Consider the following 21,768-nt stretch of genomic DNA (forward strand, 5'->3'; position numbering starts at 1 on the left):
GCACGTACCATGGGGTGAGGCCGTGGCGTGTTCAGCCCGGCAGGGTCCGCGTAACACCGATGTACGCGCAGGCCCCTTCCTCATACTCCGGGAGTACGCCGCACTATGGCCACGCGCCACGACATCCGCAACGTCGCCATCGTCGCCCACGTCGACCACGGCAAGACGACCCTCGTCGACGCCATGCTGAAGCAGGCCGGTGCCTTCGCAGCGCACGCCGCCGAGTCGCTCGACGACCGAATGATGGACTCGAACGACCTGGAGCGTGAGAAGGGCATCACGATCCTGGCCAAGAACACGGCCGTGAAGTACCACCCCAAGGATGGCGGCGACGTCATCACCATCAACATCATCGACACCCCGGGCCACGCCGACTTCGGTGGCGAGGTCGAGCGCGGTCTGTCGATGGTGGACGCGGTGGTCCTGCTGGTGGACGCCTCCGAGGGACCGCTGCCGCAGACCCGGTTCGTGCTGCGCAAGGCCCTCCAGCAGCGCCTGCCCGTCATCCTGTGCATCAACAAGACGGACCGCCCGGACTCCAGGATCGACGAGGTCGTCAACGAGACCTACGACCTCTTCCTCGACCTGGACGCCGACGAGGACCAGATCGAGTTCCCGATCGTCTACGCGTGTGCGCGTGACGGCGTGGCCTCGCTGACCAAGCCGGAGGACGGCACCGTCCCGGCCGACAGCGACAACCTGGAGCCGTTCTTCTCCACGATCCTCTCCCACGTCCCGGCTCCCGAGTACGACGAGGAGGCCCCGCTCCAGGCGCACGTCACCAACCTGGACGCCGACAACTTCCTCGGCCGTATCGCGCTGCTCCGCGTCGAGCAGGGCGAGCTGCGCAAGGGCCAGACGGTCACGTGGATCAAGCGTGACGGCACGATGTCCAACGTGCGCATCACCGAGCTGCTGATGACCGAGGCGCTCACCCGCAAGCCCGCCGAGGTGGCGGGCCCGGGCGACATCTGTGCCGTCGCCGGCATCTCGGACATCATGATCGGCGAGACCCTCGCCGACACCGAGAACCCGATCCCGCTGCCGCTGATCACGGTCGACGAGCCGGCGATCTCGATGACCATCGGTACGAACACCTCGCCGCTGGTCGGCCGCGGTGGTACCGGCAAGGGTGCCGACAACAAGGCCGCGGTCAAGGACCGCAAGGTCACCGCCCGCCAGGTCAAGGACCGCCTCGACCGCGAGCTGGTCGGTAACGTCTCCCTCCGCGTGCTCGACACCGAGCGTCCGGACGCCTGGGAGGTCCAGGGCCGTGGTGAGCTGGCGCTCGCCATCCTGGTCGAGCAGATGCGCCGCGAGGGCTTCGAGCTGACCATCGGCAAGCCGCAGGTCGTCACGAAGCAGGTCGACGGCAAGACGTACGAGCCGGTCGAGCGCATGACGATCGACGTGCCCGAGGAGCACATGGGCGCCGTCACGCAGCTCATGGGCGTCCGCAAGGGCCGGATGGACAACATGTCCAACCACGGCTCGGGCTGGGTCCGCATGGAGTTCGTGGTGCCGTCCCGCGGTCTCATCGGCTTCCGGACCGAGTTCCTGACGCAGACCCGCGGCACGGGTATCGGGCACTCCATCCATGAGGGCCACGAGCCCTGGTTCGGTGCCCTGCAGACCCGTAACAACGGCTCGCTGGTCGCCGACCGCGCCGGTGCCGTCACCGCGTTCGCGATGACGAACCTCCAGGAGCGCGGTGTGCTCTTCACCGACCCCGGCACCGAGGTGTACGAGGGCATGATCGTCGGCGAGAACTCCCGCTCCGACGACATGGACGTGAACATCACCAAGGAGAAGAAGCTCACGAACATGCGGTCGTCGTCGGCCGACTCGTTCGAGGCGATCGTGCCGCCGCGCAAGCTCTCGCTGGAGCAGTCGCTGGAGTTCTGCCGTGACGACGAGTGCGTCGAGGTGACCCCGGAGGCCGTTCGCATCCGCAAGGTGAACCTGGACGCCCGCGAGCGGGCCCGCGCCGCCAGCCGCGCCAAGCACGGCTGACCGCAGGACACCTGAGCCCGGGTGCCCCCATCATGGGGGTGCCCGGGCTTTTTGCAACCCAATTTCGGGCGGGCGGAAGTCGGCCATCCTCGACCCGCTGTCCGAAATGCGGAGATCCTCGCCCGATACCCATGTAACAAGTCCGTTTCGCGGCCTTCTCCCGTCGAACGCTTTGTCCATTTTTCGGAAGAACTACGCGCCAGCTGTGACTGAATTGAGATTTAAAGACAGTGGTCGGCACCTGGCTCATGGCAGATAGTTAGCCGCGTAGCGCTCGGGTCAATGGGTCTCGCGCTGTGGGGACAGCGCCCGACTCACGAGCACCAGGGGGTGTCTGACCCTCCGTCAGGGGTGTCGGAGGGTGTGGACGGAAGCCTCCTGTTGGTGAACACGTGAAGTCATGAGGAGAAGTCCCATGTGCAGTGTCACAGGTACCAGGTGGGTTCCATCGTCCGTTCCGTCCGCGGCGGCCGTTCCGTCCGATCGGCCTTGCCCGTCCGGCGGTTGGTCCTGAAGCAGCGGTCCGCCGTGTAGCGCCGCCGTTCGCCTACGCGCGTCCGGCTGCGGCATTCCCGCTCACCGCGGGGATGCCCTGACGCTTCGTCGGATCATCGCTCATCGGATCGATCACGCCTCGGTGGCCGCGCACCCGCGCCGGTCGCCGGTTCGGCACACCCATACCTGTGAATTGGACGAACCGTGACAAGTCCTACGGACATTGAGGGCGGCGGAAGGTCGGCCGTCGTGGACGGCGGACCCCAGCCCGACACGAACACCGGGACGGTGAAGGTCGAGGGCCGGTCGCCGGGCCAGCTGATGTGGATACGTTTCAAGCGTGACCGCACCGGTGTCATCTCGGCGTTCGTCGTGGCCTTCTTCTTCGTCGTCGCCGCGGCGGCCCCGCTGATCTCGAAGGTGTACGGCAAGGACCCGTACACCATCTACGCCGACGAACGCCCGGAACTCTTCGACAGTGCGGGTGTGCCCGTGCAGCCCAACGGCGGAATCAGCAGCGAGTTCTGGTTCGGCCTGGAACCGGGCAACGGCTACGACGTGTTCACCAAGCTGATCTACGGCATCCGAACGTCACTGCTGATCTCCCTGGCGGTCACCGTGGCGGTCGTCCTCACCGGCATCCTCCTCGGGGTCACGGCCGGATACATCGGTGGCAAGACCGACTTCTTCATCGGCCGGCTCATCGACTTCCTGCTCGCCTTCCCCTCGCAGCTGTTCTTCATCGCCAGCATGCCGGTCGTCGTCTCACTGTTCGTCAGTCCGCGCGACGAGACGCCGACCTATGTGCGCGTCGTCGCGCTGATCGTCGTCCAGTGGGTGCTCGGCTGGATGAGCCTCGCCCGCATTCTGCGTGGTACGACACTCGCCCTGCGAGAACGGGAGTTCATCGAAGCGGCCAAGGTGAGCGGCGCCTCGCCCTGGCGGATCATCCGCAGGGAGATCCTGCCGAACGTGGTGACACCGCTGCTGGTGCAGGCCACCTACATCCTCCCCAGCTTCGTGACGATCGAGGCCGGTCTGTCGTTCCTCGGCGTCGGCATCGTCGAACCCACGCCCGACTGGGGCCAGATGTTCTCGAAGGCCTCGACCGAACTGGTCCTCCAGAACGACATCACGTACATGTTCTTCCCCGGCGTCTCGATGGTCGTCTTCGTCGTCGCCTTCAACCTGCTCGGGGACTCGGTCCGGGACGCCTTCGATCCCAAGACGGCGCGCTGACCGAGAGCTTGTGGGCGTCCTCGCCCGGATACCGCACGGCCATTTCCTTGCACCGGCGTACACACAGATGGGTGGAGACTTCAGTGATGAGTAGGGGCGGACGCCATGCATACGCCGCTTTGTCGATATTTGCGGCCGGGGCACTCGTGCTCAGCGGCTGCAGCAAAGGCGGCAGCAACGCCAGCGACAACGACAAGAAGGACCAGCAGAACGCCAAACGGCAGCAGGCGTCGATCAAGTTCGGTGACGCGAAGGACTCGACAGGACCCGCGACCGCCGTGCCGGGCGCGAAGACCGGTGGCACCCTCGAAGTGCTGCAGCGCGACTCGTACGCGCACCTCGACCCCGCGCAGATCTACGTCTCCGACGAGGGCTCGCTCGCCACGCTGATCCACAGAGGTCTCACCGGCTACAAGGCCACCAGCAACGACGGCAGCAAGCACGAGGTCGTCGGCGACCTGGCCACCGACTCCGGTACCACCACGGACGGCGGCAAGACCTGGAAGTACACGCTCAAGGACGGCATCAAGTTCTCGGACGGGACGCCGATCACGTCCGCGGACTTCCGCCAGACCTTCGAGCGGCTCTTCGCGCCCTTCATCAACCAGGGCCCCACGTACCTCCAGCAGTGGCTGGCCGACACCAACGGCGCCGACTACCGCAAGCTGCTCCCCGACGGCCCCTACAAGGGCAAGCACCTGTCGGACAGCGTCCTGGAGACGCCCGACAGCAAGACCGTCATCTTCCACTTCAAGACCGCCCACCCGGACCTGCCGTACGCGCTCGCCATGGCCGGCTACGCCGTCGTCTCCAAGAAGGGCGACACCAAGGAGAAGTACGACAAGGCGCCGGTGACGAGCGGCCCGTACAAGATCCAGTCGTTCAAGTCCGGCAAGTCCATGGTGCTGGTCAAGAACACCAACTGGGACGCGAAGACGGACCCGATCCGCAACCAGTACGTGGACCAGATGAACTTCAGCTTCAACGTCCAGTACGAGGACTCCACGAAGGCACTGCTCGCGGACAGTGGCGCCGACCAGACCGGCATCAGCTTCAACAACTCGGTGGACGCGGGCAACATCTCCGCGGTCCTCGGGGGCGACGCGGCCGTCAAGGCCCGTACGGTGGCCGGTTACCAGCCCTACGTCGGCCAGGTCAACATCAACCAGTCGCACGCGGCGCTGAAGGACAAGACGGTCCGTGAGGCCATCGCCTACGCCCTGCCGATCACCCCGATGATCCGTGCCTTCGGCGGCAGCTCCGCCGCGGAGGTCGCCGGCGGCTTCATCAGCCCGACCGTCAGCGGCTACGACGCCTCCTTCGACCCGTGGGGCAAGAAGAAGAACCCCGGCGGTGACGCCGCCAAGGCCAAGGCGCTGCTGAAGAAGGCCGGCAAGGTCGGCATGAAGCTGACCTACGGCTACATCAACACCCCAGAGGGCCAGCAGTACTCCGCCGCCATCGCCGCCGCGCTGGACAAGGCCGGCTTCAACGTCCAGCGCCAGGACATCCCTGCCGAGACCTTCTACGACCAGATCGGCAAGGTCGACAACAACTACGACATCTACCACTCCGCCTGGGGCGCCGACTGGCCGTCCGCCTCGACCGTGATCCCGCCGCTGTTCGACGGCCGGGTGATCGCCGACGGCTCGCCCAACTACTCGCACGTCAACGACCCCAAGGTGAACGCCGACATCGACGCCGCGAACGCGATCACGGACCCGGTCAAGTCGGCGGCCGCGTGGGAGAAGATCGACCAGTACCTGGCCAAGGACGTCATCAACGCCGTGCCCACCATCGACTACAAGCAGGTCCAGATCGCCGGTTCCAAGGTCGGCGGCCTGGTCTACGACGACGTGATCGGCGGCATCGACCCGCGTCGCCTGTACATCAAGTAACCCCCCTCGCCCGCCCGGTACCCGGTGCCTGAGCCCCTCGGGGTGACAGCGCACCGGGTACCGCCCGGCCCGCCGACGTCAGAAAGCCCCTCGCATGCTGCGCTTCCTCGTCCGCCGGATCCTCGGTGCCGTCGTCATCCTCTTCCTGTTGAGCATCGTGACGTTCTTGCTTTTCTTCGGGATGCCACGCGACCCGGCGCTGCTGATGTGCGGCAAGACCTGCAATCCGACCAGCCTGGCCAACATCCACCATGTGCTCGGCCTCGACAAGTCGATCCCCGAGCAGTACTGGATCTTCCTGCACAACCTGATCCTGGGCAGCAACCAGTTCGCCCAGGGTCCGTGCCCGGCCCCCTGCTTCGGTTACTCGTACCACACCAACGACCAGGTCTGGGCGACCATGATGGACCGCCTGCCCACCACGCTCTCGCTGACCCTGGGGGCCGCGGTGGTCTTCCTGGTCGTCGGTCTCGGCACCGGCATGCTCGCTGCGTGGAAACGGGGCACCCTGCTCGACAAGACGGTCACCGCCGGCTCGATGGTGATCAGTTCGCTGCAGATCTACTTCCTGGGGCCGCTGGCGCTCGCCGCGCTGGTCTACCAGTCCCACATCTTCGACAAGCCCGAGTACAACGACTTCACCGCGAACCCGGTCACCTGGTTCACCGGGCTGATCATCCCGTGGGTGGTGCTCTCCACGATCTTCGCCTCGCAGTACACCCGTATGGCGCGCTCGTCGATGATCGAGCAGCTCCAGGAGGAACACGTCCGCACCGCCCGCGCCAAGGGGATGTCCCGTCAGTACGTCTTCTTCCGCTACGCCTGGCGCGGCTCGCTCATCCCGATCGTCACCATCTTCGGTATCGACCTCGGCTCGCTGCTCGGCGGTGCCATCATCACGGAGTACACCTTCGGACTGCCCGGTCTCGGGCGCCTCGCGGTGGAATCCGTGCAGTTCAGCGATCTGCCGCTGCTGCTGGGCGTCATGCTGTTCTCCGCCTCCATGATCCTGCTCTTCAACATCGTCGTCGACGCGGCCTACGCGTTCATCGACCCGCGCGTGCGGCTGGCCTAGGCCGGTCAGGAGGAGAACCGTCGTGACCACTCTGACCAAGGACGCCGGCACCCCCGCACCGGCCGACGCGGGTGCCTTCCTCTCGGTGCGGGACCTGCACGTCAGCTTCAAGACCGAGGACGGCGTGGTCCGGGCCGTGGACGGGCTGTCGTTCGACGTGGCGCGGGGCCGGACCCTCGGGATCGTCGGCGAGTCGGGCTCCGGGAAGTCGGTCACCAACCTGACCGTCCTCGGCCTGCACAACCCGCAGTTCACCACGGTCGAGGGCGAGATCCTCCTGGACGGCCAGGAGTTGATCACCGCCCGCGAGTCGGAACTGGAGAAGCTGCGCGGCAACAAGGTCGCCATGATCTTCCAGGACCCGCTCACCGCGCTGTCGCCGTACTACACGGTCGGCCGGCAGATCGCCGAGCCGTTCATGAAACACCGGGGCGCCTCCAAGCGGGCGGCCTGGGACCGGGCGGTCGAGATGCTCGCCAAGGTCGGCATCCCCAACCCGAAGGAGCGGGCGAAGGACTACCCGCACCAGTTCTCCGGCGGCATGCGCCAGCGCGCGATGATCGCCATGGCCCTGGTCTGCGACCCCGACCTGCTGATCGCCGACGAGCCGACCACCGCCCTGGACGTGACCGTCCAGGCGCAGATCCTGGACCTGCTCAAGGACCTGCAACAGGAGTTCGGATCCGGCATCATCTTCATCACCCACGACCTGGGGGTGATCGCCGACATGGCCGACGACATCATGGTGATGTACGCGGGCAGCGCGGTGGAGCGCGGCACGACCGACGAGGTCCTGCGCGCGCCCCAGCACCCGTACACCTGGGGCCTGCTCAACTCGATGCCGCGCCTGGACTCCGACCTGGCCACGCCGCTGAACCCGATCCCCGGCACCCCGCCCTCCCTGCTGGCCCCGCCCTCCGGCTGCCGCTTCCACCCCCGCTGCACCTTCCAGGACCGGGTCGGCGGCGCCCGGTGTGTCAACGAACGGCCCCTGCTGGCCCCCGACCGCTCCTCGGCGTGTCACCTCACGGCGGACCAGAAACGCACCATCTTCCTCGAAGAGATCAAGCCCGGTCTGGGCTAGGAGACGACACGTCATGACCCAGGACATGGTCCTTCCCGCCCCGCGTGAGGCGACTGCCGGTGAACCGCTCCTCGAGGTCTCCGGCCTGACCAAGTACTTCCCGGTCAAGGGCGGGTTCCCGATCCGGCGGACGATCGGGCACGTCCAGGCCGTGGACGGCATCGACCTCACCGTGCGGGTGGGGGAGAGCTTCGGCCTGGTCGGCGAGTCGGGCTGCGGCAAGTCCACGACCGGCCGGCTGATCACCCGCCTGCTGGAACCGACGAACGGCGCGATCAGCTACCGCGGCCAGGACATCACCCACGCGTCGCGCAGGGAGCTGGCGCCGATCCGCTCCGAGATCCAGATGATCTTCCAGGACCCGTACTCGTCGCTGAACCCGCGCCAGACGGTCGGCAAGATCATCTCGGGCCCGATGGAGATCAACGGGATAGAGCCGGACGGCGGCCGCGAGAAGCGGGTCCGGGAACTCCTGGAGATCGTCGGCCTCAACCCCGAGCACTACAACCGCTTCCCGCACGAGTTCTCCGGCGGCCAGCGGCAGCGCATCGGCGTGGCCCGCGCCCTGGCCCTGGAGCCGAAGCTGATCGTCGCCGACGAGCCGGTCTCGGCCCTCGACGTCTCCATCCAGGCCCAGGTGGTCAACCTCCTCCAGGAGGTGCAGCGGGAACTGGGCATCGCGTTCCTGTTCATCGCCCACGACCTGGCGGTGGTACGGCACTTCTCGCAGCGCGTCGCGGTCATGTACCTCGGCAAGATCATCGAGGTCGGCGACCGGGAGGCGATCTACACCCGCCCCCGCCACCCCTACACCCACGCCCTGCTGTCCGCCGTCCCCGAGGTCAACCTCACGGCCGACGCCGACTCGGCCGGCCGCGAACGCATCCGCCTGGCCGGCGACGTCCCGTCCCCCATCTCCCCGCCGTCCGGCTGCCGCTTCCGCACCCGCTGCTGGAAGGCCCAGGACAAGTGTGCGACGGAGGAACCCCCGCTGGTCCAGATCTCCGGCAACCGGGCGGGCCACCTCACGGCCTGCCACTTCCCGGAGGACCCGACGACGGAGGCCTGGGACGAGGACATCGTGCTGGATCCGGCGCTGGCGGCGCTGGAGGAGGAGAACTAGAGCCCTCATGCGCAGGGGGGCGGAGAAGCCCTGGTCAGAGCCCGTCGGTAACCTCAGGGACCTGATCCGCCCGCATCACACCCTGGACGACGCATGACGAGCACGGAAGCCAGAACCACGGCGCTCCGCTCCCGGAGGACGGGAGCGCTCCTCGCGCTGGCGTACCTGGTGACGGTCTTCGGCCTCGACTACCTGAGCGTCGAACACGGCCTGGACGCCGCGGCCGCGGCCGTCACCGTCATCACTTTCCCCTCGGGCGTCGTGACGACGATCCTGTTCCTCCTCGGCGCGGTGGTCTTCGGCTACGACGACCACAGCCCCGGCCCCGACACGTACGCCCCGTCCGTCCATGCCGTCGCGGGCATCGTCCAGGTCGTCCTGTGCTGGCTGGTCCTGAGGCGGCTGCGGAAGCGGCAGGAGAACAACGCCGGCGCGGGCCGGACGGACGCCGACCCCTCTCGGGCGGCCGCGGGCCTCAGGCGTGCCGCGCGACGGTGATGATCTCGGGGCTTCCGGAGGTGACCGGCCCGCGCGCCCAGTCGCCGTACTGCTCGGCGACCACCAGACCTGCACCGGCGAGGTGGGCGGCGAGGGCATCGGTTCCGAGGAAGCGCAGGGTGGACCGGCACACCTGGGGCTGCGTCCAGGCCCCGCCCTCGTACGTCTCGGTGAAGGTCACCCGTTCCCCGCTCGGCGGCCCCTCGACCTCGTGCCAGACCCGGAAGGCGCGGCCGTCCGGCCCGGTGACGTGCCGCACCCGGTCGGGGGTCCAGCCCTCCCAGGCCCGGGCGGCGGGGTTACGGGTCTCGAACACGAAGCGGCCCGTCGCGGACAGCGCACTGCGCACCGCGGCCAGCGCCGCCCGCAACTCCTCGTCCCCGAGCAGCTCCTGGAACGCGTGGCCGGTCATGACGACGAGGTCGAAGCCGTCGGTGTCCCAGCTACGGGTACGCAGATCCCCGAGCACCCACTCGACGGCGGACTCTCCGCGCCGTGCCTGCACGAGCATCGCGGCGGCGGGATCGAGCCCCGCGAGCCGCCCACCGTGCCCCTCGCCGCGGGCCCGCCGCAGCAACCGCCCGGTACCGCAGCCGACGTCGAGCACGGACCCGGCGGCCATCACCAGGTCCAGGTAGAAGTCGTCACCCGGCCCCCACGGGTTGAGGCTGTCGTAGAGCGCGGCGAGCGAGAGATCCGCGTACGAATGATCGACCACCGCGGCAGTGTGGCACATGATGTTGAACGCGGGGTCAGGAACGGGCTTCTTCTTGAGCTTCTATCAACTTCCTGCGGAGCCGGGCACTTTGAGCGCCGCGAGGAACCCGGCGAAGGCGGCGGCGGGGAAGGTGAGGGTGGCTGCGGCGGGGGTTTTGGAGTCGCGGACGGATATGTGGGTGGGGTGGTGGGCGACCTCGACGCAGGCGTTGCCGTCGCCGCCGCCGGAGTAGGACGACTTGCGCCAGTTGTCGAGGTCGGTCATGGGTGCCTCACGGCTCCTTCGTCAGCCTGTGGATGAAGTCACGCGAACGGTCCGGGTCGAGTGATGCCGACTCCAATCTACGGAAGTGCGTTCGGAAGACACCCAGCTGTGCCTCGGAGTCGACGAAGCCCGTGCCGTGCGGGCTGTCTTGTACGACGGTGTCCAACTTGGGGACGGCGCCTCCGGTGTACACCATGGCGGCACCCAGGTCGATGAAGTACTCCAGATCGAAGGGGATCACGCGTACCGAGGTGCCCTCGGCCTCGGAAAGCTCCAGCACCCGGAGGAGTTGAGATCGTGCGGCGGTGCGGCTTCCCACCATCATGCGAAGCGCCGCTTCGTGGATCACGGCCTCGTACGGCGCGGGCCTTGCCTTCTCCAGGATGACGCGCCTCTGCATGCGGTGCCGGACACGCAGCTCCCTCTCCTCTTCGGGGAGTTGGGGAACACGGGACGAGAAGAGCGCGCGTGCGTAGTCCTCGGTCTGGAGAAGCCCGGGAATGAAGAGGAACTCCACGTCCCACTGGTAGGCGGCGTGGTACTCCAGTTCCGACAGATCCAGGAACGACGAGGGCAGGCGCCCCCGGTATTCCTCCCACCACCCGCGTGTCCGATCGGCGGCCATCGCCGCGAGGGCGTCGACGAGTTCCTGGTCCGTGCAGGCGTAGTGGGCGGCGATCCGGCGTACACGCGCCTCGCTGACGCCGGCGAGACCGGCTTCGAACTGGCTCACCTGTGCGGAGTCGGTTCCCAGCAGTTCGGCGGCGTCGCGACCTCTGAGCCCCGCCGCTTCGCGCAATTTCCGCAGCTCAACGCCCAGCCGCTGCTGACGCGCGGTGGCCTGCTGCCTGCGTGGCATGGCGCCCTCCTCCACCCCGACTGCCCAGAGGCAGTGACTCGTTCGAGCGTCAGATTATGGCAACGACTTGCGTGGTGCCAAAATTGACCCCTACTGTCGGTGACGTAACGGACACGCTGCGGAAGTGCACCGCACCGTTCTCGTGCGGCGATGCCACCTGCGTGAAATCCCCTTCACCTGACGGAGTTGATGACGCATGCCCGAGACCTGGGACTACACGCTCCACGTTCCCAACGACCTGAGAGCCGTGACGATCTCCCGCCGCACCCTGCGCCTGATCCTGACCATGCACGGGCTGATCGGCCTGGCAGACACGGCGGAACTCCTCGCCGCCGAGCTGGTCTCCAATGCCGTGCGGCACACGAAGGGGCCGGCCGCGCTGAGGGTGCGGCGCTCCCCGGAGGGGGTGGTGTGGATCGGGGCGTGGGATGCGGATCCCGTGCCTCCGGAGCCGCCTGGGTCGTTGGAGGCGGTGACGGGGCTCGAAGAGGTGGGGCGGGGGTTGGGGCTGGTGGTGGCGTGTGCGGACTGCTGGGGCTGGCAGCCGTCGTCCCGCTTTGGCGACCGGGGCAAGTACGTGTGGTGCGAGTTGGGGGTGGCGTGATGGTGGGGTCGTCGCATGAGGCGTTGCATCGGATCTTCCAGAAGGAGCCGGGGTTGCTGACCAAGGCCTTACGGCAGGTCTTGTCTCTGCCGTTTCCGGAACCTCGGACGTTCGCCGCGCTGAACGTGGATCTCACGGAGGCCGAGCCGGTCGAGCGTCGGGTGGATACGTTGCTGCGGGCGGAGACGGAGCAGGGGACGTATCTGCTGGTCGTCGAGTCACAGGGGAAGATCGATGACCGCAAGCGCGGAAGCTGGCCTTACTACCTGTCGTATCTCTACGAGAAGTACCGCTGTGAGCCGGTGCTCATCGTCATCACGCAGAGCCGTGCGACGGCGGAGTGGGCGTCTCGCCCCATCCAGCTGGGGTTTCCAGGATGGGAGTCGCTGACGGTACGGCCGTTGGTGCTGGGGCCGGACAACGTGCCGGTGATCGCGGACAAGCGGCAGGCCGAGAGCGACGTATCTCTTGCGGCGCTTTCGGCCATGACACACGGGCGGGGTCCGCGGGCCGCGGCCATACTGGAATCCCTGGCAGCCGCCTTGAAAACCATCGACCGTGACAGTGCCGCGGTCCTCGTGCAGTTCGTCGATTCGTGCCTGGCTGATTCCAGGGCGAAACAGATGTGGAGGGACCTGATGACGGAGATCCAGTACTTCTGGCGGCACGAGCTGGCGGAGCAGGTGCGCGAGGAAGGCCGCGAGGAAGGCCGCGAGGAAGGCCGCGAGGAAGGCCGTCAGGAAGGGCGTCAGGAAGGGCGTCGGGAAGGTCGCGAGCAAGGCTGGGCCGAGGCCAAGGCCGAGACGGTTCTCCAGATCTTGCAGTGGCGCGGAATGCCGGTGAGCTTCGCCGTCCGCGAGCGGGTGAAGGCCTGTACGGAACTGGACCAACTGGAAGCCTGGACGCAACGGGCGATGCACGTCATGGACGCTGCGGAGTTGTTCGCCGGAGAGTGAGCGTTGGGGCCGCCTGGCTCTGAGGCAGAGCCGTGCATCCGCGAACCGAGTCGAGGGTGCCGATGACCTTCCGATCACCCTTGACATGGCTCACTGCCACAAGGGAAAGCCAGTGGGCGGCCAGTAGAGGCTGCCGCCGCCGGGCGGTCGGTAGTCGGACGGAGTGGACTAGGAGGAGCCGGGTGACGGGGATTCAGTACTTCTGGCGGCATCCGCTGGCAGAGCAGGTGCGTGAGGAAGGACGTGTGGAGGGCCGGCGAGAGGCCCAGAGCGAGGCCTGGAGCGAGGGTTGGGAGGAAGGATTCCGGGCCGGGCGCCTTCGGGAGCGTTACCAGATGGTCGTGAGCGTCTTGGAATGGCGCGGCATCTCGGTTGGTGACGCTGTTCGTGCGCGGGTGAACGCCAGCAAGGATCCGGATGAGCTCACCACCTGGGTGATCCGGGCCTTGCGCGCGGATGACGCCGAGGAAATCTTCGTCGATGTATGAGAAGGGCCCGCACCTGGGGAGGTGCGGGCCCTTGCTCCCCTGGAGCGGACGTTCAGGGCTCGGGTCAATGGGCCGGTGAAAGTCCGTTCCGCAGGCGGCGGCTGACGGAAAAGGGGTGTGTCAGGCCGCTGCCTCGGGGTCCTTGGAGAGGCGCGGGGCGGGAACCGTGTCCCGGGCCTCGGGGTAGTGGCAGGCGGTGAGGTGGCCGGGCTTGTTGCCGTCGGCCTGGACCAGCGGCGGCGCTTCCGTCGCGCACTTCTCCGTCGCCTTCCAGCAACGGGTGCGGAAGCGGCAGCCGGACGGCGGGTTGATCGGCGACGGGACGTCTCCGACCAGGCGGATCCGCTCGCGCGGCTCCGCCTCCACCGTCGCCTCGGGCACGGCGGACAGCAGGGCCCGCGTGTAGGGGTGGCGCGGGTTGTCGTACAGGTCCTCGCGATCGGCGATCTCGACGATCTTACCGAGGTACATCACCGCGACGCGCTGTGAGAAGTGCCGCACGATCGCCAGGTCGTGGGCGATGAAGACGAACGCGATGCCCAGTTCCCTCTGGACCTTCTGGAGAAGGTTCACGACCTGGGCCTGGATGGAGACGTCGAGGGCCGAGACCGGCTCGTCGGCGACGATCAGCTTCGGCTCCAGGGCCAGGGCACGGGCCACGCCGATACGCTGCCGCTGGCCGCCGGAGAACTCGTGCGGGAAGCGGTTGAAGTGCTCGGGGTTCAGGCCGACGATCTCCAGCAGCTCCCGGACCCGCTTCTCGCGACCGCCGGCCGGGTTGATGTCGTTGATCTCCATCGGGCCGGAGATGATCTTGCCGACCGTGTGGCGGGGGTTCAGCGAGGCGTACGGGTCCTGGAAGATCATCTGGATCTCGGAGCGGACCGGTGCCAGCTCCTTGCGGCTGGCGTGCGTGATGTCCTGGCCCCGGTAGGTGACCTTGCCGTCGGTCGGCTCCAGCAGGCGGGTGATCAGCCGGCCGGTCGTGGACTTGCCGCAGCCGGACTCGCCGACCAGGCCCAGGCTCTCGCCCTCGGCGACCTGGAAGTCCACGCCGTCGACGGCCTGGACCGCGCCGACCGTGCGCCGGATCGGGAAGCCGCCCTTGATCGGGAAGTGTTTGGTCAGCCCGGAGACGTCCAGGAGGGGAGTGGTGCTGCTCATGGTGGTGATGTCCCGTCTCTTGTACGTCAGTGCTGCTTGGCCGCGGTCAGGTCGGCCAGGTACTCGGCCCGCTGCTCGTCCGTGAGGTGGCAGGCCTTGCCCCGGCCGTCCACGATCTCCAGGACCGGGCTCTCCGTGGCACACCGGTTGCCGTCCACCTTCTCGGCGAAGGCGCAGCGCGGGTGGAAACGGCAGCCCGAGGGCGGGTTGAGGAGGGACGGCGGGGAACCCGGGATCGGGTTCAGCGGGACGTCCACCGGGCCGTCCAGGCTCGGCATGGAAGCCAGCAGGCCCCACGTGTACGGGTGCTGAGGGGCGCTCAGCACCTCCTTCTTCGTGCCGCGCTCCACGCACCGGCCGCCGTACATGACCAGCACCTCGTCGGCGATGTCCGCGATCACACCCAGGTCGTGGGTGATGAAGATGATCGCGGTGCCGAACTCCTTCTGGAGGTCCTTGAGCAGGTCCATGATCTGGGCCTGGACCGTCACGTCGAGCGCGGTGGTCGGCTCGTCGGCGATCAGCAGCTCGGGGTCGCAGACCAGGGCCATGGCGATCATCGCGCGCTGGCGCATACCGCCGGAGAACTGGTGGGGGTAGTCGTCGACGCGCATCTCGGGCTGGGGGATCCCGACCCGCCGGAGCATCTCGATGGCCCGCTCCCGGGCCTCCTTCTTGGATGCGCCCTTGTGCTTGCGGTAAACCTCGGCGATCTGGGTACCGATGGTGTGGTAGGGCGACAGCGAGGCGAGCGCGTCCTGGAAGATCATCGCCATCTTGTTGCCGCGGAGGTGCTCCAGCGTCTTCTCCGGGGCGCCGTTCAGCTCCTGGCCGTCCAGCTCGATGGAGCCCTCGACCGTGGTGCTGTCCGGGTTGTGCAGGCCCAGGATGGTCAGGTTGGTGACCGACTTGCCGGACCCCGACTCACCCACGATGCCCAGCGTCTTGCCGCGCATGAGGTCGAAGGAGAGGCCGTCGACGGCCTTGACGACGCCGTCCTCGGTCGAGAAGTGCACCTTCAGGTCCTTGACGGACAGGAAGGGCTGCTGATCGGTGCTCGTCACGGGGACGCTCCAGAGGGGGGTGATGCGGGGTGCTGGTAGGGGCGGGCGGCGTCAGGCGAGCCGGATACGCGGGTCGATGAGGCCGTAGATGGCGTCGACGACGATGTTGGCGATCACCACGAAGGACGACGTGATCACCATGATGCCGAGCAGCATGGGCAGGTCGTTGGTCTGCACCGACTTTACGGACAGCAGGCCGATGCCCTGGAGGCTGAAGGTGAATTCGGTGATCATCGCGCCGCCGAGCAGGGTGCCCAGGTCGATGCCGAAGATCGTGATGATGGGGGCCATCGCGCCGCGCCAGGCGAAGCGGAAGAAGACGTTGCGCCGCGACATGCCCTTGGCCCGGGCGGTGCGCACATAGTCCTCGGTGAGCGTCTCGACCAGCTGGGAGCGCGTCATACGCGTGTAGTTGGCGGTCCAGATCAGCGCCAGCACCAGCCAGGGCACCAGGAGACCGTTGGCCCAGGAGAGCGGGTTGTCGAGGAAGCTGTTGTACGACGGCTGGTCAAGGATGTGGAACTGGTACACGAGGAAGTACAGGGCCAGCGGGCCGACGAAGTAGATCTGCATCGACGAGGCGACCAGGGACGCGCTGCTGGCGATCTTGTCGAGGGCCTTGCCCTGCTTGACCGCGGCGAGCATGCCGGCGCCGATACCGAAGATGAGGAACACCACGGCGGAGCCGAGGGCGAGGGAGACCGTCGTCGGGAAGCGGTCCGCGATCGTGGAGAGCACGGGCTCGCGGTTCACGAACGAGTAGCCCAGGCACGGGGCGTTGCAGTGGCCGAAGCCCGGGTATTCGCGTCCCAGGACGATGCCCGTGAGCCAGTGCCAGTACTGGACGGGCAACGCCTCGTCGATTCCCATGTTGTGGCGGATCAGCTGAAGCGTCTCCGGCGTGCAGAGCTTGCCGCAGGCCATCCGCGCCGGGTCACGAGGCACCGCGTAGAAGAGCAGGAAGGTGATCGCGCTGATGATGAACAGCGTGATTACGGCGCCGAGGATGCGGCGGACGAGGAAGCGAAACATGGGGAGGTGGCTTTCCTGGGAGGGCCGTCGTGCGGATCGGGCCGTGCCGGGGTGACCGGAGGTCCGGTGGACGAGCCGAGGGTGGGGCGACCGGAGCCGCCCCACCTCTCAGGTGATGGATCAGGCCTTGACGTACAGCTTGTAGAGCATGCAGCCGTCGAAGTTCGGGTCCATCTTGACGTTGCCGAGCTTGGAGCCGTGCAGGTACAGACGGCGCATGTAGACGTCCGGGATGAACGCTGCGTCCTCGGTGACCTGCTTGTCCAGGGCGGCCCACATGGCGTTGGCCTTGTCGTTGTCGGTCTCGGCGGTCGCGGCCTTGATGGCGGCGTCGACGGCCGGGTCCTTCAGGTGCGAGTAGTTCGAGCCGCCGTCAGCGATCGCCTTGCTGTCGAACAGCGGCTGGAAGACCGAGTAACCGGTCGGCCAGTCGGAGGACCAGCCACCCCAGTAGATGTCGTACGGGTTGGCGACCTTGCCGGTCTGGTCGTACCAGGTGGTGGAGTCGATGCCCTTGGAGACGACGTCGAAGCCGGCCGCCTTGAGGGCGTTCTCCACGACGACCTTGATCTTCGCCTGGGTCGGGTCCTGCTGGTACGCGTAGACGATCTTGGCGCCGGTCTTGCCGGCCTTCTCCAGGATCTTCTTCGCGGCCGCCGGGTCGCCCGCCGGGTTCTTCAGCTTGCCCCAGACGTCCTGCGACTTGTAGCCGGCGACGAGCGGGCTCATGATGCCGGTCGCGTAGTCACCGCGGACCGAGCCACCCTGGAGCTGACGGATCGCGGCGGTCGGCCAGGCCTTGATGATGGCCTCGCGGACGTCCTTGTCCTCGACCCGGGTGGTGTTGATCCAGTAGACGCTGACGCCGCTGCTCAGACCCTGGAAGATACGGTCCTTGGCCTCGGACTGCGCCTTCTGGATGCGCTCCTGCGGGATGGTGCGCCACGAGACGGCGTACTGGTCGTTGCCGGAGTCGGCCAGCAGACGGTCGATCGCCGTCAGCTGCTCGATACCGAAGGAGAAGTCGAACTCGTCCGGGTAGGCGTTGCGGATCGGGTCCGTGCTCGCGTCCCAGTGCTCGTTGCGGACGAGCACCATCGACTTGTCGGTGTCGTGCGACTTGACCTTGTAGGGGCCGTTGGAGAACGGCTTCTTGTCGTAGTTCTGCTTGGTGTCGTGCTTCACCGGGGTCGGCGCGTACGTCTGCATCGCGACGACGTAGTTGAAGTCCGGGCGGGCCTCGGAGAGGTGGAAGGTGATGGTCTTCCCGCTCGTCGTGATCGACTTCAGGTGCTTGCCCGAGTACGGACCCGAGTAGGACTTGCGGTAGTCCGTGGAGCCCGTCAGCCACGACTGGACGTACATGGCGCCCTCGGTGATGTAGCTGGCGAAGGCACGCTCGAAACCGTGGCGGACGTCGTCGACGGTGACGTCGGAGCCGTCCTCCCACTTGACGCCGTCCTTCAGGGTGAAGGACCAGGTCTTGCCGCCGTCCTTCATCGTGCCCGTGTCGGTGGCGAGGTCGCCGACGAGGGTCTGGGAACCGTCGTCCGCGACCTTGTAACCGGTCAGGGCGCGGTTGATGACGACGACCGCGAGGGAGTTCCAGGCGTAGTAGACGCGCTGCGGGTCGAGGTGCGAGAAGTCGTCGTCGTTCAGAAGGTAGACCTTGCCGCCCTTCTTCGCGCCGGAGACCTCCGGAGCCGGCCCCTTGGAGTCCTCCGCCGTGCCGATCTTGACCGTGGTGGTCTGGGCCTTGGCGGCCTCCTGCTTGCCGCCGCTGCTGCCGCCGCTGGAGGAGTCACCGCTGCTGCACGCGGTCAGCACGGAGCCCGCCGCCGCCGCGACACCGGTGGCTATCAGGAAGTTTCTGCGCGAGAAAGACATCGCATCCTGCCTTGATGTGGGTTGATGAGAGAAATCCGGCACCCGGCGCCTTTGCCGTGGTCCTGAAGAAGCCGGAGATCAGCGCTTGGTCTTCGGGTCGAGCGCGTCACGCATCGAGTCACCGAGAAGGTTGAACGCCAGCACGAAGATCACCATGGCCACGCCCGGGAAGAGCAGGAAGGTGATGTCGTCCTGGTAGAACTTGGCGGCGTATCCGATCATGACGCCCCAGTCGGGGGTCGGGTCCTGAAGACCGACACCCAGGAACGCGAGACCTGCCTCCGTCGTGACCATCGCCGGGAGCGTCAGAGTTCCCTGGATCAAGATCGGCGTCCACAGGTTCGGCAGCAGCTCCTTGAAGATGATGCGTGCCGGAGACGCGCCCGTGACCTTGGCGGCCTCGACGAACTCCCGTTCACGCAGGGCCAGCACCTGGCCGCGCAGCAGCCGGGCGATGGAGGCCCAGCCGAAGGCCGTCAGGAGGCCGACGAGGCAGATGACGACGAGCCAGGTCGGGGTGTTCTCGTTGTCCGGCACGAACAAGGAGACGACCACGGGGGTGAAGGCTACGAAGAACAGCTGCTGCGGGAAGGCGAGCAGGATGTCGATGACCCGGCCGAAGAACCAGTCCGTCTTGCCGCCCATGTAGCCGGCGGTCACGCCGACCACCACACCGAGGACCACGACGAAGAGCGTGATGGCGACGGAGATCAGCAGCGAGTTGCGGATCGCGTAGAGCAGGAAGGTGAAGACGTCACGGCCGAGCTGCGGGTCGATGCCGAACCAGAAGTCCGGGCTGATGCCGCCGTTGGGCTTGACCGGGAAGCCGTTGTCCCCGAGCAGTCCAGGCGTGTTCAGCCCGTACGTGGTGTACGGATCCTTCCCGTACAGCTTGGCGATGAGCGGGGCGGCCAGCGCGATCACGAAGAAGAAGATCACGATGATCGCGGATATGACGCCCGTGCGGTCCCGCTTGAAGCGGCGCCACGCGAGCTGTCCAGGGGACCTGCTCTCGGCGCCCTTCGAGCCGTCCGAAGTGATCGACTTCTTCTCGGTCTCGTCGGTCACCTCGAGCGGGGCAGCCGCGGATGGAGTTGGGGGGGTCATGGTGCTCCTGGCCCAAGGGAGGGTCTGATGACTCCGCAGGGCACACTCCCCTACGGGCTACGCCGGACTTTTTCAACGCAATTCATTCAAGGTCAATAAATTCTCGGTCGGCTTGGGCTTCTCTTTACTTTCTTTGCCTCGACTTGACCGTTCCGTAGCTACGCGGGTAGCGCCTCGTAATCGCACCGTGCTTTAGTTCGGGCGAACTGCGCAAATCGGGCAAGGAGTTCGTTATGCGGACGCCTGGGTGCCGAAATGCGTACATCGCCGGGTCGCAATCCAACGTTTCGGCATCGTTGCGCGGGGATCCATTGCATCGCCTTCACAAGATCCTCAAGGGCGTCCCGGAGGGGTGCCTGCAATCGGGTGACGTGTCCCTCTAAAGGTCGGCATGGGGCCGCCGGGAGGCCTCCGTTCGGGGCAGTGGGTGAGCGGTACAGGGCTATTGGGTCGATATTGACCGATAGCGGAGCATCCATGGATCAAGCGATCTCGACGGATCAAGCGACCTTGACGAGATCAACGGATCCCGACGGATCACCTTTCACGGAGGAGGCACGCCATGCGTTCAGCCACGCACGCCCGAGGGGCGGCCTGCGCGGTGGTGGTGGCGCTCGCCGCCACGGCCTGCGGGGGCGGCGGCAGCGGCGGGGGCGGCGGAGGCGGGAGCGGCGTGCTCAGCTCCTCCTGGGGTGACCCGCAGAACCCCCTGGAGCCGTCCAACACCAACGAGGTCCAGGGCGGCAAGGTCCTCGACATGATCTTCCGGGGTCTGAAGAAGTACGACCCGAAGACCGGCAAGGCCACGGACATGCTCGCCCAGAAGATCGACACGAGCGACTCGCAGAACTTCACGATCACGCTCAAGGACGGCTGGACCTTCTCCAACGGCGAGAAGGTGACCGCCAAGTCGTTCGTCGACGCCTGGAACTACGGAGCGAGTCTCCGGAACAACCAGAAGAACGCCTACTTCTTCGGCTACATCCAGGGCTACGACAAGGTTCACCCGGACACCGGCTCGCAGAGCGCCGACACGCTCTCCGGCCTGAAGGTCGTCGACGACAGCACCTTCACCGTCGCGCTCGACCAGAAGTTCTCCAGCTTCCCCGACACCCTCGGCTACGCAGCCTTCGCCCCGCTGTCGCAGTCCTTCTTCACCGACCACGCCGGCTGGCTGAAGCAACCGGTGGGCGACGGGCCGTACCGCATCGAGTCGTACACGAAGGGCTCGCAGATGGCCCTGAAGAAGTGGGACGGCTATCCCGGTGCCGACAAGGCGCAGAACGCCGGGGTGACCCTCAAGGTCTACACGGACAACGACACCGCCTACACCGACCTCATCGCCGGCAACCTGGACCTCGTCGACGACGTTCCCGCCTCGCAGCTCAAGAACGTCAAGAACGACCTCGGTGACCGTTACATCAACACCCCGGCCGGCATCATCCAGACGCTCGCCTTCCCCTATTACGACAGCGCCTGGAACAAGAGCGGCTCGGACAAGGTCCGCACCGGCATCTCCATGGCCATCAACCGGAAGCAGATCACCGACACCATCTTCCAGAACACCCGCACTCCGGCCACCGACTGGACCTCGCCCGTGCTCGGCGCGGCCGGCGGCTTCAAGGAAGGGCTGTGCGGGAGCGCCTGCGACTACGACCCCGCCCAGGCCAAGCAGCTCATCCAGGAGGGCGGGGGACTACCCGGCGGACAGCTCAAGATCACGTACAACGCCGACACCGGCTCGCACAGGATGTGGGTGGACGCCGTGTGCAACTCCATCAACAACGCGCTGGGCAACGACAAGGCGTGTGTCGGGAATCCGATCGGTACGTTCGCCGACTTCCGGAACCAGATCGGGCAGCACAAGATGACCGGACCGTTCCGCGCGGGCTGGCAGATGGACTACCCGCTCATCCAGAACTTCCTCCAGCCGCTCTACTACACGAACGCCTCCTCCAACGACGGCAAGTGGTCCGACAAGGACTTCGACAAACTCGTCGACCAGGCGAACGCCGAGACCGACACCGCCAAGGCCGTGTCCACCTTCCAGCAGGCCGAAGGCGTCGTCCGCGACAACATGGCCGCCATTCCGCTCTGGTACCAGAACGGCAGCGCCGGCTACTCCGAGCGGCTGTCGAACGTGGCCCTCAATCCGTTCAGCGTCCCCGTCTACAACGAGATCAAGGTCAGCTGAACCGGC

19 protein-coding genes are annotated in these 21,768 nt (G+C 66.8%); 11 read left to right on the top strand and 8 right to left on the bottom strand.

Features of this window, described 5'->3' with window-relative positions; genetic code table 11:
- Positions 1–105: 105 nt before the first annotated feature.
- The 7 genes from typA to ABZ887_RS22520 all read left to right on the top strand — a co-directional run bounded on the left by typA (position 106) and on the right by ABZ887_RS22520 (position 9,425).
- Complete coding sequence (gene typA / locus ABZ887_RS22490; RefSeq protein ID WP_361292107.1) at positions 106–2,013, top strand: translational GTPase TypA; 1,908 nt, start codon at positions 106–108, stop codon at positions 2,011–2,013.
- Between the two features lie 699 nt (positions 2,014–2,712).
- Complete coding sequence (locus ABZ887_RS22495; RefSeq protein ID WP_361292109.1) at positions 2,713–3,747, top strand: ABC transporter permease; 1,035 nt, start codon at positions 2,713–2,715, stop codon at positions 3,745–3,747.
- Positions 3,748–3,833: 86 nt separating this feature from the next.
- Positions 3,834–5,645: an ABC transporter substrate-binding protein gene (locus tag ABZ887_RS22500; RefSeq protein WP_361292313.1), complete on the top strand. Its 1,812-nt coding sequence runs from the start codon at positions 3,834–3,836 to the stop codon at positions 5,643–5,645.
- A gap of 94 nt (positions 5,646–5,739) precedes the next feature.
- The gene (locus ABZ887_RS22505) at positions 5,740–6,720 is read left to right on the top strand and encodes an ABC transporter permease (protein ID WP_361292111.1); all 981 of its coding nucleotides are present in this window, start codon (positions 5,740–5,742) and stop codon (positions 6,718–6,720) included.
- A gap of 22 nt (positions 6,721–6,742) precedes the next feature.
- A complete protein-coding gene (locus ABZ887_RS22510; protein WP_361292113.1) occupies positions 6,743–7,804 on the top strand; it encodes an ABC transporter ATP-binding protein in 1,062 nt (353 codons plus the stop codon).
- 13 nt (positions 7,805–7,817) lie between these two features.
- Entirely contained in the window at positions 7,818–8,927 is a 1,110-nt protein-coding gene (locus ABZ887_RS22515) for a dipeptide ABC transporter ATP-binding protein (RefSeq protein ID WP_361292115.1), read from the top strand.
- Between the two features lie 93 nt (positions 8,928–9,020).
- Positions 9,021–9,425: a hypothetical protein gene (locus tag ABZ887_RS22520; protein ID WP_361292117.1), complete on the top strand. Its 405-nt coding sequence runs from the start codon at positions 9,021–9,023 to the stop codon at positions 9,423–9,425.
- Here the strand turns inward: ABZ887_RS22520 and ABZ887_RS22525 are convergent.
- The 3 genes from ABZ887_RS22525 to ABZ887_RS22535 form a co-directional block, all read right to left on the bottom strand.
- Complete coding sequence (locus tag ABZ887_RS22525; protein WP_361292119.1) at positions 9,403–10,143, bottom strand: class I SAM-dependent methyltransferase; 741 nt, start codon at positions 10,141–10,143, stop codon at positions 9,403–9,405. The two genes, ABZ887_RS22520 and ABZ887_RS22525, sit on opposite strands and share 23 nt — an antisense overlap.
- A gap of 63 nt (positions 10,144–10,206) precedes the next feature.
- Positions 10,207–10,407 carry a DUF397 domain-containing protein gene (locus tag ABZ887_RS22530; RefSeq protein WP_361292121.1) on the bottom strand — a complete coding sequence of 67 codons (201 nt, stop codon included), beginning with the start codon at positions 10,405–10,407 and terminating at the stop codon, positions 10,207–10,209.
- A gap of 7 nt (positions 10,408–10,414) precedes the next feature.
- The gene (locus tag ABZ887_RS22535; protein WP_361292123.1) at positions 10,415–11,266 is read right to left on the bottom strand and encodes a helix-turn-helix transcriptional regulator; all 852 of its coding nucleotides are present in this window, start codon (positions 11,264–11,266) and stop codon (positions 10,415–10,417) included.
- A gap of 196 nt (positions 11,267–11,462) precedes the next feature.
- On the opposite strand from ABZ887_RS22535, the gene ABZ887_RS22540 reads away from it, so the two are divergent.
- The 3 genes from ABZ887_RS22540 to ABZ887_RS22550 all read left to right on the top strand — a co-directional run bounded on the left by ABZ887_RS22540 (position 11,463) and on the right by ABZ887_RS22550 (position 13,314).
- Entirely contained in the window at positions 11,463–11,870 is a 408-nt protein-coding gene (locus ABZ887_RS22540) for an ATP-binding protein (RefSeq protein ID WP_361292125.1), read from the top strand.
- On the top strand, positions 11,870–12,826 hold the full coding sequence (locus ABZ887_RS22545) for a hypothetical protein (protein WP_361292127.1): 957 nt from the start codon (positions 11,870–11,872) through the stop codon (positions 12,824–12,826). Before ABZ887_RS22540 ends, ABZ887_RS22545 begins: the two co-directional genes overlap by 1 nt.
- Positions 12,827–13,008: 182 nt before the next feature.
- The gene (locus tag ABZ887_RS22550; protein ID WP_361292129.1) at positions 13,009–13,314 is read left to right on the top strand and encodes a hypothetical protein; all 306 of its coding nucleotides are present in this window, start codon (positions 13,009–13,011) and stop codon (positions 13,312–13,314) included.
- Between the two features lie 120 nt (positions 13,315–13,434).
- Here ABZ887_RS22550 and ABZ887_RS22555 read toward each other — a convergent pair whose 3' ends face one another.
- From ABZ887_RS22555 to ABZ887_RS22575, 5 genes are all read right to left on the bottom strand, one after another.
- A complete protein-coding gene (locus ABZ887_RS22555; protein ID WP_361292131.1) occupies positions 13,435–14,478 on the bottom strand; it encodes a dipeptide ABC transporter ATP-binding protein in 1,044 nt (347 codons plus the stop codon).
- Positions 14,479–14,504: 26 nt separating this feature from the next.
- Positions 14,505–15,542, bottom strand: a complete 1,038-nt coding sequence (locus ABZ887_RS22560; RefSeq protein WP_361292133.1) for an ABC transporter ATP-binding protein — start codon at positions 15,540–15,542, stop codon at positions 14,505–14,507.
- A gap of 51 nt (positions 15,543–15,593) precedes the next feature.
- Positions 15,594–16,574 carry an ABC transporter permease gene (locus ABZ887_RS22565; protein WP_361292135.1) on the bottom strand — a complete coding sequence of 327 codons (981 nt, stop codon included), beginning with the start codon at positions 16,572–16,574 and terminating at the stop codon, positions 15,594–15,596.
- A gap of 120 nt (positions 16,575–16,694) precedes the next feature.
- The gene (locus ABZ887_RS22570; RefSeq protein WP_361292137.1) at positions 16,695–18,461 is read right to left on the bottom strand and encodes an ABC transporter substrate-binding protein; all 1,767 of its coding nucleotides are present in this window, start codon (positions 18,459–18,461) and stop codon (positions 16,695–16,697) included.
- Between the two features lie 78 nt (positions 18,462–18,539).
- Entirely contained in the window at positions 18,540–19,529 is a 990-nt protein-coding gene (locus ABZ887_RS22575; RefSeq protein ID WP_361292139.1) for an ABC transporter permease, read from the bottom strand.
- Positions 19,530–20,130: 601 nt separating this feature from the next.
- Here ABZ887_RS22575 and ABZ887_RS22580 point away from each other — a divergent pair.
- Positions 20,131–21,762: an ABC transporter substrate-binding protein gene (locus tag ABZ887_RS22580; RefSeq protein ID WP_361292141.1), complete on the top strand. Its 1,632-nt coding sequence runs from the start codon at positions 20,131–20,133 to the stop codon at positions 21,760–21,762.
- Positions 21,763–21,768: the final 6 nt, after the last annotated feature.

The sequence above is a fragment of the Streptomyces sp. NPDC047061 genome (assembly GCF_040643955.1).
In the GTDB taxonomy this organism is placed as follows: domain Bacteria; phylum Actinomycetota; class Actinomycetes; order Streptomycetales; family Streptomycetaceae; genus Streptomyces.